At 68.3% G+C, this 13,551-nt stretch carries 14 protein-coding genes, 5 pseudogenes and 1 other annotated feature; of the genes and pseudogenes, 10 read left to right on the top strand and 9 right to left on the bottom strand.

Features of this window, described 5'->3' with window-relative positions; genetic code table 11:
• The 3 genes and pseudogenes from tnpB to HPY23_RS30815 form a co-directional block, all read right to left on the bottom strand.
• The coding region (gene tnpB, locus HPY23_RS30805) for an IS66 family insertion sequence element accessory protein TnpB (protein WP_200649727.1) at nt 1-112 on the bottom strand (112 nt) is incomplete at its 3' end.
• On the bottom strand, nt 109-489 hold the full coding sequence (gene tnpA, locus HPY23_RS30810; RefSeq protein ID WP_200601943.1) for an IS66-like element accessory protein TnpA: 381 nt from the start codon (nt 487-489) through the stop codon (nt 109-111). The genes tnpA and tnpB, both read right to left, overlap by 4 nt.
• 283 nt (nt 490-772) lie before the next feature.
• Nucleotides 773-1,113: pseudogene (locus HPY23_RS30815) on the bottom strand (transposase); the annotation flags it as partial.
• Between HPY23_RS30815 and HPY23_RS30820 the strand changes: the two are divergent.
• Nucleotides 1,108-1,479, top strand: a pseudogene (locus HPY23_RS30820) (ISL3-like element ISMex26 family transposase); the annotation flags it as partial. The pseudogenes HPY23_RS30815 and HPY23_RS30820 overlap by 6 nt on opposite strands.
• Here the strand turns inward: HPY23_RS30820 and HPY23_RS30825 are convergent.
• Complete coding sequence (locus HPY23_RS30825; protein ID WP_200601944.1) at nt 1,463-2,101, bottom strand: hypothetical protein; 639 nt, start codon at nt 2,099-2,101, stop codon at nt 1,463-1,465. The pseudogene HPY23_RS30820 and the gene HPY23_RS30825 overlap by 17 nt on opposite strands.
• Nucleotides 2,102-2,219: 118 nt before the next feature.
• The gene (locus HPY23_RS30830; RefSeq protein WP_200601945.1) at nt 2,220-2,477 is read right to left on the bottom strand and encodes a hypothetical protein; all 258 of its coding nucleotides are present in this window, start codon (nt 2,475-2,477) and stop codon (nt 2,220-2,222) included.
• Nucleotides 2,478-3,360: 883 nt separating this feature from the next.
• On the opposite strand from HPY23_RS30830, the pseudogene HPY23_RS30835 reads away from it, so the two are divergent.
• Nucleotides 3,361-3,996: pseudogene (locus HPY23_RS30835) on the top strand (IS3 family transposase); the annotation flags it as partial.
• Nucleotides 3,997-4,034: 38 nt separating this feature from the next.
• On the opposite strand, the pseudogene HPY23_RS30840 reads toward HPY23_RS30835, so the two are convergent.
• From HPY23_RS30840 to HPY23_RS30850, 3 genes and pseudogenes are all read right to left on the bottom strand, one after another.
• Nucleotides 4,035-4,334: pseudogene (locus HPY23_RS30840) on the bottom strand (integrase core domain-containing protein); the annotation flags it as partial.
• Between the two features lie 7 nt (nt 4,335-4,341).
• A complete protein-coding gene (locus tag HPY23_RS30845; RefSeq protein WP_200601946.1) occupies nt 4,342-5,742 on the bottom strand; it encodes an IS30 family transposase in 1,401 nt (466 codons plus the stop codon).
• 47 nt (nt 5,743-5,789) lie between these two features.
• Nucleotides 5,790-6,721, bottom strand: a pseudogene (locus HPY23_RS30850) (IS3 family transposase); the annotation flags it as partial.
• Nucleotides 6,324-6,440 (bottom strand) — a sequence feature (AL1L pseudoknot). It overlaps the preceding pseudogene by 117 nt.
• A gap of 349 nt (nt 6,722-7,070) precedes the next feature.
• Between HPY23_RS30850 and HPY23_RS30855 the strand changes: the two are divergent.
• The 6 genes from HPY23_RS30855 to HPY23_RS34190 all read left to right on the top strand — a co-directional run bounded on the left by HPY23_RS30855 (nt 7,071) and on the right by HPY23_RS34190 (nt 10,427).
• Entirely contained in the window at nt 7,071-7,319 is a 249-nt protein-coding gene (locus HPY23_RS30855) for a hypothetical protein (protein WP_200601947.1), read from the top strand.
• A gap of 118 nt (nt 7,320-7,437) precedes the next feature.
• Nucleotides 7,438-8,091 (top strand): hypothetical protein, encoded by a 654-nt coding sequence (locus HPY23_RS30860; RefSeq protein ID WP_200601948.1) that lies wholly within the window; start codon nt 7,438-7,440, stop codon nt 8,089-8,091.
• A gap of 385 nt (nt 8,092-8,476) precedes the next feature.
• Nucleotides 8,477-8,875: a hypothetical protein gene (locus HPY23_RS30865; protein WP_200601949.1), complete on the top strand. Its 399-nt coding sequence runs from the start codon at nt 8,477-8,479 to the stop codon at nt 8,873-8,875.
• Nucleotides 8,876-8,898: 23 nt separating this feature from the next.
• On the top strand, nt 8,899-9,261 hold the full coding sequence (locus tag HPY23_RS30870) for a hypothetical protein (RefSeq protein ID WP_200601950.1): 363 nt from the start codon (nt 8,899-8,901) through the stop codon (nt 9,259-9,261).
• A 549-nt stretch (nt 9,262-9,810) separates the two neighbouring features.
• Nucleotides 9,811-10,098: a PDDEXK family nuclease gene (locus HPY23_RS33955; protein WP_200601951.1), complete on the top strand. Its 288-nt coding sequence runs from the start codon at nt 9,811-9,813 to the stop codon at nt 10,096-10,098.
• The gene (locus HPY23_RS34190) at nt 10,041-10,427 is read left to right on the top strand and encodes a Uma2 family endonuclease (RefSeq protein WP_338101762.1); all 387 of its coding nucleotides are present in this window, start codon (nt 10,041-10,043) and stop codon (nt 10,425-10,427) included. Before HPY23_RS33955 ends, HPY23_RS34190 begins: the two co-directional genes overlap by 58 nt.
• Nucleotides 10,428-10,617: 190 nt before the next feature.
• Here the strand turns inward: HPY23_RS34190 and HPY23_RS30885 are convergent, their stop codons facing one another.
• A complete protein-coding gene (locus HPY23_RS30885) occupies nt 10,618-10,764 on the bottom strand; it encodes a hypothetical protein (protein WP_200601952.1) in 147 nt (48 codons plus the stop codon).
• On the opposite strand from HPY23_RS30885, the gene HPY23_RS30890 reads away from it, so the two are divergent.
• Entirely contained in the window at nt 10,757-10,960 is a 204-nt protein-coding gene (locus HPY23_RS30890) for a hypothetical protein (protein WP_200601977.1), read from the top strand. The genes HPY23_RS30885 and HPY23_RS30890 overlap by 8 nt on opposite strands.
• Nucleotides 10,961-11,130: 170 nt before the next feature.
• The gene (locus HPY23_RS30895; protein WP_200601953.1) at nt 11,131-13,518 is read left to right on the top strand and encodes a bifunctional diguanylate cyclase/phosphodiesterase; all 2,388 of its coding nucleotides are present in this window, start codon (nt 11,131-11,133) and stop codon (nt 13,516-13,518) included.
• Nucleotides 13,519-13,551: the final 33 nt, after the last annotated feature.

Genomic DNA, 13,551 nt, shown 5'->3' on the forward strand with positions numbered 1-13,551 from the left:
GATCGCGCGCCAGATGGTCCTGGACGAGGGCGGCCAGCCCGTCGAAGCCCTTGCGCATGTCGGTGTGCCCGGTGGCCAGCCAGACGCGCGAGCCGGACGGGACGGGGATCATCGACCGAGCAGCGCGGCGATCGCGCCCTGGAGGAGCGTCAGGTCCGCTCCGGCTGCGGCCCGCACGCGATGCCCGCCGGCCAGCTCGATCTCGATCAGGCCCGCCCCGGCCGGCACCTCGGCTGCCGCCGTGGCTGGGGCCGGGGGCGGCAGGGCGAGCGGGATGAAGGTCGGTGGAGCAGACGCAGCCGAGGTCTGCTGCTCGGCCAGCAAGGCGCGCCGCCATCGGAGCAGCAGGCTGGAGTGCAGACCGTGCCGGCGCGCCACCTCTGAGGCGGTCGTGGCGGGGTCGTCCGCCTCGGCCAAGATGGCGCGCTTCTGCTCGGGCGACCAGACGCGGCGCGTGCCCGCAACGACGACGTGAGGAGAGTTGGTCATAGGTCCAGATACAGGGCCGATACCGCGCCATCTGACGCCAGCACCTGTATCCAGAGCAAAGCACTACACGCACAAGACGGCCGTCACCGAGAGCTTACGACATGGCGAAAGTCCCCATCGGACCTGCCAAGCAGTTACTCACCGGGGAACATCCTCGTTACCGTAACGAATCGGCTTTGCCTTTGGACGCCATAGGACGCAGGACGCGTACGGATCCTGGCTCACGGATGCATGCCCTACACAGGTAACGAGGCGCGATTGGCCAAAGTCGAGCTAAGAGCGCCTAACAGAACCTTTTGATCTGATTGAGGGGGTGATGAGGCCGGCCTGCAGGAATGTGAAGGCCTCGTAGACGTCGGCGCGGCGTTCGTAGCGGACGGGCAAGCGGCGGGTTCGGTTGAACCAGGCATGGCTGCGCTCGACCACCCAGCGGTGCCGCCCGAGCCTGGCGCTCCGCGCGATGCCGCGCCGGGCAATCCGCGACCTGATCCCCCGCACCTGGCACTCCTGCCGCCGCACGCGGGCATCATAGGCCTTGTCAGCGTGTAGCTTGTCGGGGCGCCGGCGCGGGCGTCCACGCCGCCCGCTACGCAAGGGTGGGATCGCGTCCAGCGTCGGGGCCACAGCCGCAAGCTCGTCCGCAACGTGGTGCGCGGCCTGACGGGCGACATGTTCCGCTCTCGCCAGAGCAGTCTGGACGCTCATCTGCCCTGGCTGGAGGGCGAGTGGAAGGCGGGCTGCCGGAACGGGGCGGAGCTATGGCGGCAACTTTGTGCGAAAGGGTTCACCGGCAGCCTGTGGGTGGTCGGGGAGTGGGTGACGCGCCGACACCGCAGCGAGCAGGTCCCGGACGGCGCACTCGGCCAGGTTCCGTCGGCTCGCGGTCTCGCGCGTCTGCTGACGATCACGCGGGATGAAGCCCGTGCAAGGCCGACGGGATCCGCGGTGCGCGGCGCCAGCCCCGAGGCTTGCGTCAGGCGGCGGCGAACGAGGCGGCGTCGGTGAGGGCCGCCCGGAATGCGTCGACCAAGAGGCCGATGCGGTCATTTTCGCAGTAGGGCCTCTCCACCCGGGCCTGGACGACGTCGTCTCGGGTTAGGGTGTAGAGCGAGCGTACGGGACCGCCGTCCTTCGAGGCGAGATCTTCGGACGTGACCTCGTACGTTCCGCTGGCGTCGCGGTAAGCGATCCGCGTTCCCCGGCGCAGGTCGGGGACGTGCCAGTTCACGTTGAGCTCGCACCAGTGTTCGTCGCCGTCGTCTTGGCTAACGAAGAGCAGGTCGCCGCGGACCGGGCGAGCCTCCTGCTGCGCCTTCCAGGCCGCGAAACCCGCCTCGTTGAGGAACCGGATGCGCAGGTCCCGGGCGATCTGGCGCGCTTTGTCCACAGGCCTTACCGCGTCCTTGTCCCAGTGCATGGCCCCGCCGGAGCCGCCGCCGATCCACGAACCAAAGACTTGCACCGCGTCTCCGTTCTGCGCCCACCGGCGCACGTACCCGCCCGGCATGCCGTCGACGTAGGACGCGCCCTGGCGGACGACCATGCGGTAGTCCTTCTGGACGGCGTGGAAGAGCGTCGGGGAGCTTCCAACGACGGTGACGATCTTGGCCATGGCGATCTCCGAGGGTGCCCGAGGGAGGCGGCCGGTGGGCGGTCTCCCCGACGAGCCGTCCCGGCGCGGGGGCGGCTTGCGAGAGAGACCGGGGGCGGGCCCCGGTCCCGTGGCGCTCTTAGAGGACGTTGAGCCCGGCGATATGCTGGCGGTGGGCAGCCGGGTCGATGAACCAGCTGACATTGGTCATCCGCTCGGCGGCGGAGAGCGCCACAGCCGGATCCTTGCAGTAGAAGGCGCTGCCTTTGCCCGGCGCGGTCTCGGCGATCAGGCGGGGGTCGTTGCAGCGGAAGTCGACGCGGTACTCGCAGGTCTCGCGGTTGAAGGCGGCCTTGTCGAAGTCGCGGATTGCGGTGAGGGTGGACTGGATATTCATCGGGGAGGGTTCCGCGTCGTCGGGGCCTCATCAGCCTCAATGAGAGATAATTTACTCTCACAAACGGCGAGCGCAAGGGGTGAGAGAAAAAATATCTCGCGAGGTTCAGATTTTTATGGATGCGACGGAGCCGGGATCGGAGCTTTGGTGTGGCAGTGGACGGCGGCGCTAGACCGTGCATGACATCTTGTCAGGAAAGGACCAGCGCCGAGCATGGCGCCCGCACGACCTGATCGTTGGCCGGGCGACGAGGAGCTCGCGCCGGTAAGACCGGCAGACGTCGGCGATGTAAGTGTGCTGGGTTGCGAGCCCGGGCCCTCGATGCGCGCGTGGTGCCGGCAGGAAGAGCAGCGCCCGGCGGGATCCTCGCGGCGGAAGCCCCGGACATCGTCGGGCACGGCGTGCGGGCGGGTGCCTGAGAGCGAGGTCAGGCCGAGGTAGGCGTTGGCGGGCACGGGGAGGTCTCCAGCTGACCACCTATCCTTCGCGCGAGACCACCGAAGTTCGACATGGAGGAAAGAGGGAACCTTCCCGGGCGCGGCCGTGACGCCCCCGCCCTTAGGGCTATCCGGCCGATCGAGCGGCTGCCGGTGCTCTTACGTTGGCGATCGAGGGAAATTCGCCCATCCATGTAGCGAAGGGCAAGAGCGGTAGGGGAGGGGTCAACGCCGGGGCTTTTTCTCCGATTTGGGCTTCCTTGGCCGGCCCGGCCTGCGCACGACAGGCTCGGGGTCAGACGTGGGCTCAGGCGGCACGACCTGCGGGGCCGCCCGCAGCATCCGCTCCACGATCGGTCGCTCGCGCTCGTACGTGTCGAGTGGTCAGCCCCCATAGGAGTGGTCCGCCCTGAAGTATGGCTTTGAGCCAACGGAGGACGGACGCGATGGGAACGAAGAAGAACAAACCGGAAGAGGTCGTGGCCAAGCTGCGGGCAGGTGGACGTGCTGGTCTCGCAGGGGTAGAGCGTGGCAGACGCGATCCGGGGTATCGGCGTGACCGAGGTCACGTATTACCGCTGGCGCAAGGAGTTCGGTGGGCTGAAGTCCGACCAGGTGCGCCGGATGAAAGAGCTGGAGACCGAGAACCAGCGGCTGCGCAAGGCGATTGCGGATCTCACCCTCGACAAGCTGATCCTGCAGGAGGCCGCCCGGGGAAACTTCTGAGCCCCGCGCGCCGGCGCGTCTGCATCGAGCATGTCCGGACCGTGCTGACGGTCTCCGAGCGGCGCGCCTGTCGCGCCCTCGGACAGCATCGCTCGACGCGGCGCAAGGTGCCGCGGGGGAGAGACGACGAGACGGCGCTGCTGGCCGACCTGGTCGAGTTGGCGCGCCGGTACGGCCGCTACGGCTACCGCAAGATCGCCGCCCTGCTGCGGGCGGCGGGCTGGTTGGTCAACGACAAGCGGGTGGAGCGGCTGTGGCGGCAGGAGGGGCTGAAGGTACCGGCCCGTCAGCCCAAGAAGGGCCGGCTGTGGGACGGGGATGGCTCCTGTGTCCGGCTGCGGCCCGAGCACCGCAATGAACCGCTCCGGGTTTATCGGAGGCTGATTGTCTTGGGTCAGGCGGCCATGGCTTGGTCGCTGACGTGGGTATAATAGTGCCCCTCGGCCTCGGCGGGAGGGATGTTGCCGATCGGCGCGAGCAGGCGGCGGTAGTTGTACCAGTCGACCCATTCCAGGGTGGCGTACTCGACCGCCTCGAAGGAGCGCCACGGGCCGCGTCGGTGGATCACCTCCGCCTTGAACAAGCCGTTGATCGTTTCCGCCAGGGCATTGTCGTATGAGTCGCTGACGCTGCCGACGGACGGCTCGATACCCGCTCCGGCCAAGCGCTCAGTGTAGCGCAAAGCCAAGTATTGCTTGGGGTCAAGCGGTCGTCGCAACACCATCTTGCCCGGTTGCGAGAACAGCGTCGAGTGCCTCTGCCGGCGTCTTCCAGTTCAGCGTCTTGCGCGGTCTGCTGTTGAGGGCCGCGGCCACAGCAGCAAGATCGTCCACGCTGTGAGCGCTCAGATCCGTTCCTTTCGGGAAGTATTGACGCAGCAACCCGTTCGTATTCTCGTTCGTCCCCCGCTGCCAGGGTAAGCGTGGATCGCAGAAGTACACCTGCAGACCTGCGTCGATCCGCAAGCGCGCATGCTCGGCCATCTCTGCTCCCTGGTCCCAGGTCAATGAGCGCCGCAGATGCTCTGGCAAGCGCGCGATCGTGCCGGCGATCGCCTCGCGGACCGCCCCGGCCCCGTGCCCCGCCAGCGCCGGGCCGTTCTTAGCACGCGGTGTCACCCCATGGCCGTCCATCGGTGGAAGATGCAGCAGCATCGTAAAACGTGTCGTGCGCTCGACCAGGGTCCCGATCGCCGAGCTCTTCAGACCCAGGATCAGGTCTCCCTCCCAGTGACCCGGTACCGCGCGATCCTCCACCTCGGGCGGACGCTCGCTGATCAGCACCTCGGGGGTGACGAACGATTTGCCGCGGCGCAGGCAGCGTGCCCGCGGCACGCGCAAAGCCCGCCCTGTGCGAAGACACGCAGTCAGCTCACGCTTCAGCGCCCCCCGGCCCTGAATGTAGAGTGCCTGATAGATCGCCTCGTGACTGATGCGCATCGTCGGATCGTCCGGAAAGTCGAGCCGCAGGCGCTCGGCGATCTGCTGCGGGCTCCAGGAGCGACCCCATCGCCGGCTCTGGCGTCGCCCGTGTCGCCGTCCCTTCCAGGCAACGCTCGGTCCAGGCAGAGCGCTCCCGCTCGGTGTCCCCACGGCACCGGCGAGCCGGTCCTGCACGTAGATCCGCAGCGCGGCGTTCCCCGCCAGCTTTGCTGGCTTGGGCCGGCGTGCCGCGCGTTCAGCGTGCCACTGCGCTGTCGTGGCGCGATAGTCCAGGCCGCCACTGCGGGTCGCTGCGTTACGCCGTAACTCGCGCGAGATGGTCGACGCCGCCCGTCCCAGACGCCGAGCGACTTCGCAAACGCCATGCCCCTGGGCTCGCAGCAGCGCGATCTCCTCCCGCTCGGCCAACGACAGATAGCGCGCCGAAGGAAGCTTGGATGACGGCGATAGATGGGTGGGCGCCATCCCGCCTGCCGTCCGGAACCACCGCGAGCCGAGCGGTGGCGAGATCCCGACCTTCATCGCTGCGTCCTCGCTCGAACGACCTTGGGCGATGAACGCCCAGAACTCCCGCCGCGTCTCGCGTCGACCGACCCCGGGACGACCCGGTGACTGCAGCTTCTCCCGAAGGCATCGATCCGAACGTCGCCGACCTGCCATCACAACCGCCCTCCGCCAAGCCGTTGCGACGACCACTTGAATCCACCTTGCGAACCGCGGTCCGAGTGATGAACCAGCCCGCTGCCCTGGGCGGGACGACGCTCGTGCAGGGCTTGCTCCAGGGCATCCAGAACGAAGCTTGCATGGGCGCGGCGTGATGCTCGCCAACCAACGATGCGCCGAGCAAACACGTCAATGACGAAGGCGACATAGACGAAGCCCGACCACGTCGCCACGTAGGTGAAGTCGCTGACCCACAGAGCATTCGGCCGGGGCGCCTTGAACTGACGGTTGACGCGGTCGAGGGGGCAAGCTGCGGCCGGGTCGGGGATCGTGGTGCGCATGGTCCTGCCACGCACCACCCCCGCCAAGCCCATCCTGCGCATCAGCCGCGCCACCGTGCATCGCGTGGTCACGATCCCCTCTCGAGCCAACTGCCGCCAGATCTTACGCACGCCGTAGACGCAGAAGTTCGCCTCGAACACGCGCTGGATCTCGATCATCAACGCGGCGTCGCTGCGAGCGCGAACCGGCTGCTTCTCGGGATCGGCACGCCGGGCAGTGTGCAGGTAGTAGGTCGACGGGGCAATCGGCAGCACCCTGCAGATCGGCTTGACCCCGTAAACGGCCCGATGATCGTCGATGAAGCTGATCATGGCCGAGACCGGCGGTCGAGCTTCGCCAACGCGAAACATGCGCTCGCCTTGCGCAGGATCTCGTTGGCCTGGCGTAGCTCACGGTTCTCCCGTTCGAGCACCTTGATCCGCTCGTGCTCGTCCGTCGTCTGGCCAGGACGCACGCCCTGGTCGCGTTCGGACTGGCGCACCCAGTTCCGCAGTGTCTCGCCCGAGCAGCCAATCTTGGCGGCGATCGACTGGGTCGCCGACCACTGCGAGCCGTGCTCGCCCTCGTGCTCGCGGACCATCCGCACAGCGCGCTCACGCACCTCAGGGGAAAACGGCGTTGTTCGCTTCGTCATGGCTCCATCCTCTCAGAAGTTGGAGCCTCCGGGAAACACGGAGCGGTTCACGCCCTGGCGCCGCAGCCTTGGCTGAGCCGGGCACCGTGGTTACCTTGGGGTCGACCGCCAGCGTTCGGGCACCGGCAGCCGCTCGATCGGCCGGGCAGCCTCAAGGGCGGGGGCGCGCGGCAGCGCCCGAGGAGGTTTGCTCTCCCATCGGCACCGGACCCCGGCCCGGCTGCACCCTCGGAAAAACCCGCATCAATGTGAGATATTTTTTACTCTCAGCCCTTGCATCCGCCTCTGGTGAGAGAATAATTACTCTCATCGGGGCCGACGAAAGCTCCGACGACCCGGAGCCCTTCCGATGAACACCGCCATCACCGCCATCACCGCCCTTGGCCTCACCGCCACCCTCGCCGAGACCGGCGAGATCCTGGTGGACTTCCCCGCCGGCGGCGCCCGCTGCGTCAAGGGCGAGACCGGCCGCAACAGCGTGGCCTTCTCCGAGGACCCGGCCGTGGCCGTGACGATCGCCGAGCGTATGGCCGGCGCCGAGGCCTTCGCCGACCGGGGCGCCCAGCTCCGCCACTTCGCCGACCTCAACGCCTTCTGAGGAACCAGGGACCGAGGCATCGCCCCGGTCTCCCTTGCCGACCGCCCCCGCGCCGGGAAGACTCGCCAGGGAGCCCCCCATCACCCGCCTCCCTCGGGCATCCGCATCGGAGATCGTCATGCGCGAGATCGTCACCGTCGTTGGGACCTCCCCGACGCTGTTTCACACCGTCCAGGAGGACTACCGCATCGTCGTCCGCGAGATCACGTCCTACGTCGATGGGCCGCCCGGCGGCTACGTGCGCCGGTGGGCTCGCAACGGCGACGCGGTTCAGGTTTTCGGTTCGTGGATCGGTGGCGGTTCCGGCGGCGCCCTGCACTGGGACGATGACGCGGCCGAGCCCGAGGCTAAGGCGCGCCAGATCGCCCGCGACAGGCGCATCCGGTTCCTCGACGAGGCGGGCTTCACGGCCTGGAAGTCGCAGCAGAAGGCCCGCCCGGTCCGCGGTGACCTGTTCGTCATCAGCCACGATGACGACGGCGAGGAGCAGGGGGAGGAGCTCGAAGTGGATTGGCGGATCCCGAACCTGCGCCGGGGAGCGCAGCTCGTCCACCGCGACGCGAGCGGCACTTACGCGGTCACGCCGGTGGTCGCCGGCCAGAAGAACGGCGGCACCGATATATTCAAAGTGCGCTCGCTGTACGCCCTGACCCGGGGCGACACCGTCCAGGCGAGGGTGGAGCGGCCCTACCGCGATTACGACCGCGTCGGCCTCCTGATCGACGCGATCCGGGCGGCCCTCGCCGACGCCGCCTCGACCGCCGCCGCCTGAGCCCCGCCTTGGGGCCGCCGCCGCCGCAGAGCGGATCCCGCCGGCCTCGCACTGGCCTCAGTCACCACCTCACGGAGATTGCAACATGGGTATGCTCAACAGAACTGTTATCAGTCAGCGGGCAGATGCGGAAACAAACCCATTCCATATGTGGGGGACATCAAAGAAAGCTAAACACCGCATGTGCTCCTGCCTAGGACCGGAAGGACGGACGCCAACCCGACAGTTTATCCTCTTAGTAGAGGATCCGTACGCGCGAGCGGACCGAGTCCAGATTGTTGAGAGTATACGCTACAACCATCCAGAGATACTCGTAGTCCATGTCGAGGGTATCCACGCTCTATCGTCGTCTCGAAGGCCTTCTTACGCTGAGGATGCGGCGGCGGTGAAGGCGCAATACGAGGTCGATTTCAAGAATTTATTCTTCCGCCAGGAGACCACCGTAATCCCGAGAAACCGCGAGCGCTCGACTGCCGATGGCTTGGCGATCGTCGCTTCGGGCATCACGCTCGCGGAGCGGTACGCCACTGAGGCGTGGCGATCGCGGAAGGCCGAGAACAGGCTGGCCCGGGCGCTCCACGCCGTGGACGCGCTGGAGAGCGCCCGGGCCGTTCACGAGAAGTTCGAGCTCGGCACGGCCGCCGTCGTCCCGGCATTCGTGACGCTGGCGCCGAAACTGTGGGATGCGGTTGCGGACCGCTACCGAGCGCTTGCTGAGGCGGCGGCGCCGCCTCGCGACCCCACCGACGACGATGTCGAGGCGCTCGCCAGCCTCGTGATCTGAAATCCACACAGCCAGGAGCCCCCATGGTCGAGAAGTCCGCCCCCCGCCGCGAGGTCCAGGTCGACCTGAGCGGTCTCACGCAGCGCCAGATTTTCCTGCGCGAGCAGGTCATCATGCTCGGCGAGATGGCCTTCGGGGCGCGCTGGCAGAGCGTCTTCGCGGCCGAGCTCTCCCAGCACGCCGGCAGGCCGGTTCGCCAGGCGCAGGTCTCCCACTGGATCTCGGGCTACCGGCCCGTGCCCGAGGCAATGGTCGAGCCCCTGCGCGATCTCGCGCTGCGGGTCGCAGCTGAGATGGCCAGGCGCGTCGACGAAATCCGCGCCAGGTGGGCGCCCCCGCCCGTGCCTTCCCAGGACGCCGACGCGCTGGATCCCCTGTACCCCTGAGCCTCCGCACCGGCTGGTCTTGCCCTCGGGCGGGAGCAGGCGCGAGGATGCCCCCCGACACGGGCAGCGGCCATTGGCTATCTACGGGAGGGCGTTCGGCAGGGGACGCTCACGCGAATGCGGGAGGCCCTCTCGGACGTGGACGCGAGGCTTGAGGAATTCTGCGCCGATTGGGTCGCCTGGTCGCGTCGATATCCGAAGTGGAGGGGCAGCCGCCCGGCCGCGGGGAGGCCCTCCTAGCCGTGGTCACCCTCGCGGCCGACGGGGAGCTCGTCGTCTCGGCGCCGGGGACGCCCCCGCATCGTCGGCCTCCGGGAGAAGCGCGCCCGCGCCGCGGCGCAGCGGGTGGCCGAGCTCGTGGGGGAAGTCCTCGTCGCGAGGGATCGCGAGGAGGGATTTTCGAAACAAATCTAAGACAGAAAGCCCGATCTGCCTTAAACGTTGCGAAAATGCGGGCTCAGTTGGAGGCTGTAGCAACCGCGCAACGAGCAACGCTGGCGTCGGGCGGCACCCGGCTGTATGATGAAATCCTTTCCTGGGATGTCTGCCATGGCCGATCCGGCATTGCGTCGCCTGACGATCGAGGAATTCTTCGCATGGCAGGAAAAGCAGCCAGACCTATACGAACTGGTCGGCGGCCGGCCTCAATCAATGGCCGGCGCCAAGAACGTTCATGACGACATCGTCGTCAACATCCTCGCCGACCTGAAGAACCAGCCCGTGGCTCGGGTTGCCGCCCGTTCACCGGAGACGGCACCGTACGGACTGGGCCAAATCAGATCAGGCGTCCGGATGCCGGATTGGATTGCGGAAGCCGTGACCCTGGCTCCACCATAGCGGCTGGCCCACGCCTCGTCGTCGAGGTCCTATCGCCAAACACCCGAGACTTCGACGCCTTCGAGAAGCTCGACGAGTACAAATCGGTCCCGGGCCTCGAATACATTCTGCTGGTTGAACCCAACCAACCCGCCGTCAGGCTTTGGCGGAAGGCGGGCGACGGGTCTTGGTCGCGCCAGATCGTCGAGGGCTTGGATGCGGAGATCGACCTGCCGCAGATCGGCGTGACGCTTTGCATGTCAGACGTCTACGACGGCAGCTACTCAGTCTCCAGGGTGTGTATCAGCACCGAAGCAGGCCCCCGCACAGGATGTGGCCTAGAGCTTTGATTTTGCAACAGAATGCCGGCCCCTAGCGGGGTCCCGATCGGCGCCGATCGGGACCCCGCCTTGGCCGACATTTCCAATGTAGCTTCAGGAGCTTGCTCCTGTTCCAGCCCAGGGTCCCACTTCGGTGTCGAACCACACCGCCTGCCTCCTGCAGGGCTTGGTCGATGCACTTCGCTCACTGCTGCGAGGTTTAGTTGCCTTGCTTCAGGGCGGCCTTGAGGTCGGGATGGTAGGCGTCGTTCCGGATCTCGTCGGTGGCCTGCGCGGCGACGTTGCCGCCGTTCGTCATGGCGGCGAGCCCCTGGGCCACGAGCGTCTTGAGTGCGTTGTTGTTCATCGTCATCCTCCGGGTAGGCGCGTCAACGCAGGATGCGGCCGACACCACGGAGAACACCCGAAAAGCAGGCCGCCCGTTCTTCCGTGCCGCGGTCGAGGAGGAGACCAAGGCGGCCGAGGAAATCGTGGGTCTGATTGAGCCGGTCACCAAGATCTACCTCGACCTGACGCTCAGCGGCTCGAAGGCCGACAGTTGAGGGACCTCGGGACGGCCGCCGAGGCATGCTCGTAGGCGGCTCCCGCGACCGTACGTCGCTCCCGTCGCGCGGATCCTCGACCTCCGGATCGTCCGGGGATCGCGCCCGATTAAATCGTTCTACACCGGCATGGCCCATCTTGCGGATCGACACATCCGCGGGGTCGCCCCATGCTCACCGTCGTCGGTTGCCTCGTCGAAGCCCATGACTTCCGGCTCGTCGCCTTGGCGGCCGGGATCTGCGCCCTCTCGGCACTGACGACAGTCTGCCTCGTCAGCCGCGCGCGCAGGGCGGGCGGGTGGGCCCAGGCCGGGTGGCTCGCCGTCGCGGCGACGGCGGGCGGCTCCGGCATCTGGGCGACCCACTTCATCGCCATGCTCGCCTTCGCGCCGGGCGTGCCGAGCGGCTACGATGTCGCGCTCACCGGCCTGTCCCTCGCCATCGCCGTCGCCTTGGTCGGCTCCGGCCTGTCCCTTGCCGTCCTCGTCGGCGGCCGGGCCGCGGCCTGGGCCGGCGGCGCGATCCTCGGCCTCGGCATCGCGGCGATGCACTATACCGGCATGGCCGCCTACGAGGTGGCCGGCCACAAGGCGTGGGATCCCGCAACCGTTGGCGTCTCGCTCGCGCTGGGCGGCATCCTCGGCGGCGCCGCCCTGGCGGCCCAGCTCGGCGCCCGCGGCCTCGCTCGCCAGGTGCCGGCGGCGCTCCTGCTGCTGCTCGCCATCTGCAGCCACCACTTCACCGCCATGGGCGCCGTCACCGTCACGCCCGACCCGGCACGCGCCGTCTCGGAGGCCGCGATCCCGAACGCCTGGCTCGCCGTCGCCGTGGCCCTCGCGAGCTTCGCCATCCTGCTGCTGGCCGGGGCCGCACTCGCGCTCGACGTGCGCGACCGCCGTCACGCCAAGGTGGAGGCCGACCGCCTGCACAGCCTCGCCAACGCCGCGGTCGAGGGTCTCGTCGTCTGCACCGGCGACGCGATCGTCAGCGCCAACCGCAGCTTCGCCAAGCTGGTCGGCCTGCCGCCCAGTGCGCTCGCGGGCGCGGCCCTGTCGGCGTACCTGCCGGGCGACGCCGCCCGGCTCGCGCTCGCCGGCCAGCCCGAGCGCCCGGTCGAGGCCGAGCTTCGCCAGGCCGACGGCACGCTCGTGCCGGTCGAGATCATCATGCAGCCGGTCGATCATGCCGGTCGGCCGCACTACGCCGTCGCCGTGCGCGACCTGCGGGCGCGGCGTCAGGCCGAGCGCCAGATCCAGTTCCTCGCCCACCACGACGCCCTCACCGGGCTGGCCAACCGGGCCAGCTTCGGCAAGCGCCTCGACCAGGAGATGCACGCCGCCGACGCGGGCGGCCGCAAGCTCGCGGTGCTCTGCCTCGACCTCGACCGCTTCAAGGAGGTCAACGACCTGTTCGGCCACGCAGCCGGCGACGCCATGCTGGAGGGGGTCGCCCGGATCGTCTCGGCCGAGCTCGACGACACCCAGATGATGGCCCGGCTCGGCGGCGACGAGTTCGCCGTGCTGATGCCCTGCGGCGGCCCGTCGGAGGCCGGCCGTCTCGCCGAGCGCATCCTGGAGGCGCTGCGCTCCGGCCGGGCGGATGCGGGCGGACCGCAGATCGCCACCAGCATCGGCGTCGCCCTCTACCCGGACGACGCGCAGGAGCGCGCGGCCCTCCTGAGCTACGCCGACACCGCGCTCTACCGTGCCAAGTCGGAAGGCCGCGGCACCTACCGCTTCTTCGAGGCGAGGATGGGCGTCGAGGTGCGCGAGCGCCGCCTGCTGGAGCACGACCTGCGCCACGCCGTGGCCCGCGGCGAGATGCAGCTCGTGTACCAGCCTCAGACCGACGTCGGCTCGGGCGAGGTAATCGGCTTCGAAGCGCTGCTGCGCTGGAAGCACCCGGAGCGCGGCTACGTCTCGCCCGCCCTGTTCATCCCCATCGCCGAGGAAAGCGACGCCATCCTGCAGATCGGCGAGTGGGTGCTGCGCGAGGCCTGCCGGGAGGCAGCGACCTGGCCGAATCCGCTGTCCATCGCCGTCAACGTCTCGGCGGTGCAGATCCACAGCCCGCACTTCGTCGGGCTGGTGCACGAGGTGCTGCTCAAGACCGGGCTGGCGCCCGGCCGCCTTGAGGTCGAGGTGACCGAGACTGCCCTGATCAGCGACCCGAACCGAGCGCTGCTGACCTTGAGGCAGTTGAAGTCGCTGGGGCTGCGCATCGCCATGGACGACTTCGGCACTGGCTACTCGTCGCTCTCGAACCTGCGCTCGTTCCCGTTCGACAAGATCAAAATCGACGGCTCGTTCGTGCGCTCCGTCGACAGCAACGAGCAGACCGCGGCCATCGTGCGCTCGGTGCTTGGCCTGGGGCGCGGTCTCGGCCTGCCGGTGCTGGCGGAAGGCGTCGAGACCGACGCCGAGCTCGGCTTCCTCGCTGCCGAGCAGTGCCACGCCGCCCAGGGCTACCTGATGGGCCGCCCGTCGCCCATCGGAGAGTTCGCCCAGCACACGCATGGCACGGTTCCCGTCATCGCCGACGACCGAAAACGCGCCTGAGCCTGTCGGCGGGGGCGAGCGTCGATCTCGTCC

Origin of the sequence: Methylobacterium ajmalii (assembly GCF_016613415.1) — a bacterium.
Classification (GTDB): Bacteria; Pseudomonadota; Alphaproteobacteria; order Rhizobiales; family Beijerinckiaceae; genus Methylobacterium; species Methylobacterium ajmalii.

What these genes read in the sequence shown, in the direction of transcription:
- HPY23_RS30825 (WP_200601944.1), bottom strand. Translation starts at nt 2,101, where the DNA reads ATGGCCAAGATCGTCACCGTCGTTGGAAGCTCCCCGACGCTCTTCCAC.
- HPY23_RS30830 (WP_200601945.1), bottom strand. Translation starts at nt 2,477, where the DNA reads ATGAATATCCAGTCCACCCTCACCGCAATCCGCGACTTCGACAAGGCC.
- tnpA (WP_200601943.1), bottom strand. Translation starts at nt 489, where the DNA reads ATGACCAACTCTCCTCACGTCGTCGTTGCGGGCACGCGCCGCGTCTGG.
- HPY23_RS30845 (WP_200601946.1), bottom strand. Translation starts at nt 5,742, where the DNA reads ATGGCAGGTCGGCGACGTTCGGATCGATGCCTTCGGGAGAAGCTGCAG.
- HPY23_RS33955 (WP_200601951.1), top strand. Translation starts at nt 9,811, where the DNA reads ATGGCCGATCCGGCATTGCGTCGCCTGACGATCGAGGAATTCTTCGCA.
- HPY23_RS30855 (WP_200601947.1), top strand. Translation starts at nt 7,071, where the DNA reads ATGAACACCGCCATCACCGCCATCACCGCCCTTGGCCTCACCGCCACC.
- HPY23_RS30860 (WP_200601948.1), top strand. Translation starts at nt 7,438, where the DNA reads ATGCGCGAGATCGTCACCGTCGTTGGGACCTCCCCGACGCTGTTTCAC.
- HPY23_RS30895 (WP_200601953.1), top strand. Translation starts at nt 11,131, where the DNA reads ATGCTCACCGTCGTCGGTTGCCTCGTCGAAGCCCATGACTTCCGGCTC.
- HPY23_RS30885 (WP_200601952.1), bottom strand. Translation starts at nt 10,764, where the DNA reads ATGAACAACAACGCACTCAAGACGCTCGTGGCCCAGGGGCTCGCCGCC.
- HPY23_RS30870 (WP_200601950.1), top strand. Translation starts at nt 8,899, where the DNA reads ATGGTCGAGAAGTCCGCCCCCCGCCGCGAGGTCCAGGTCGACCTGAGC.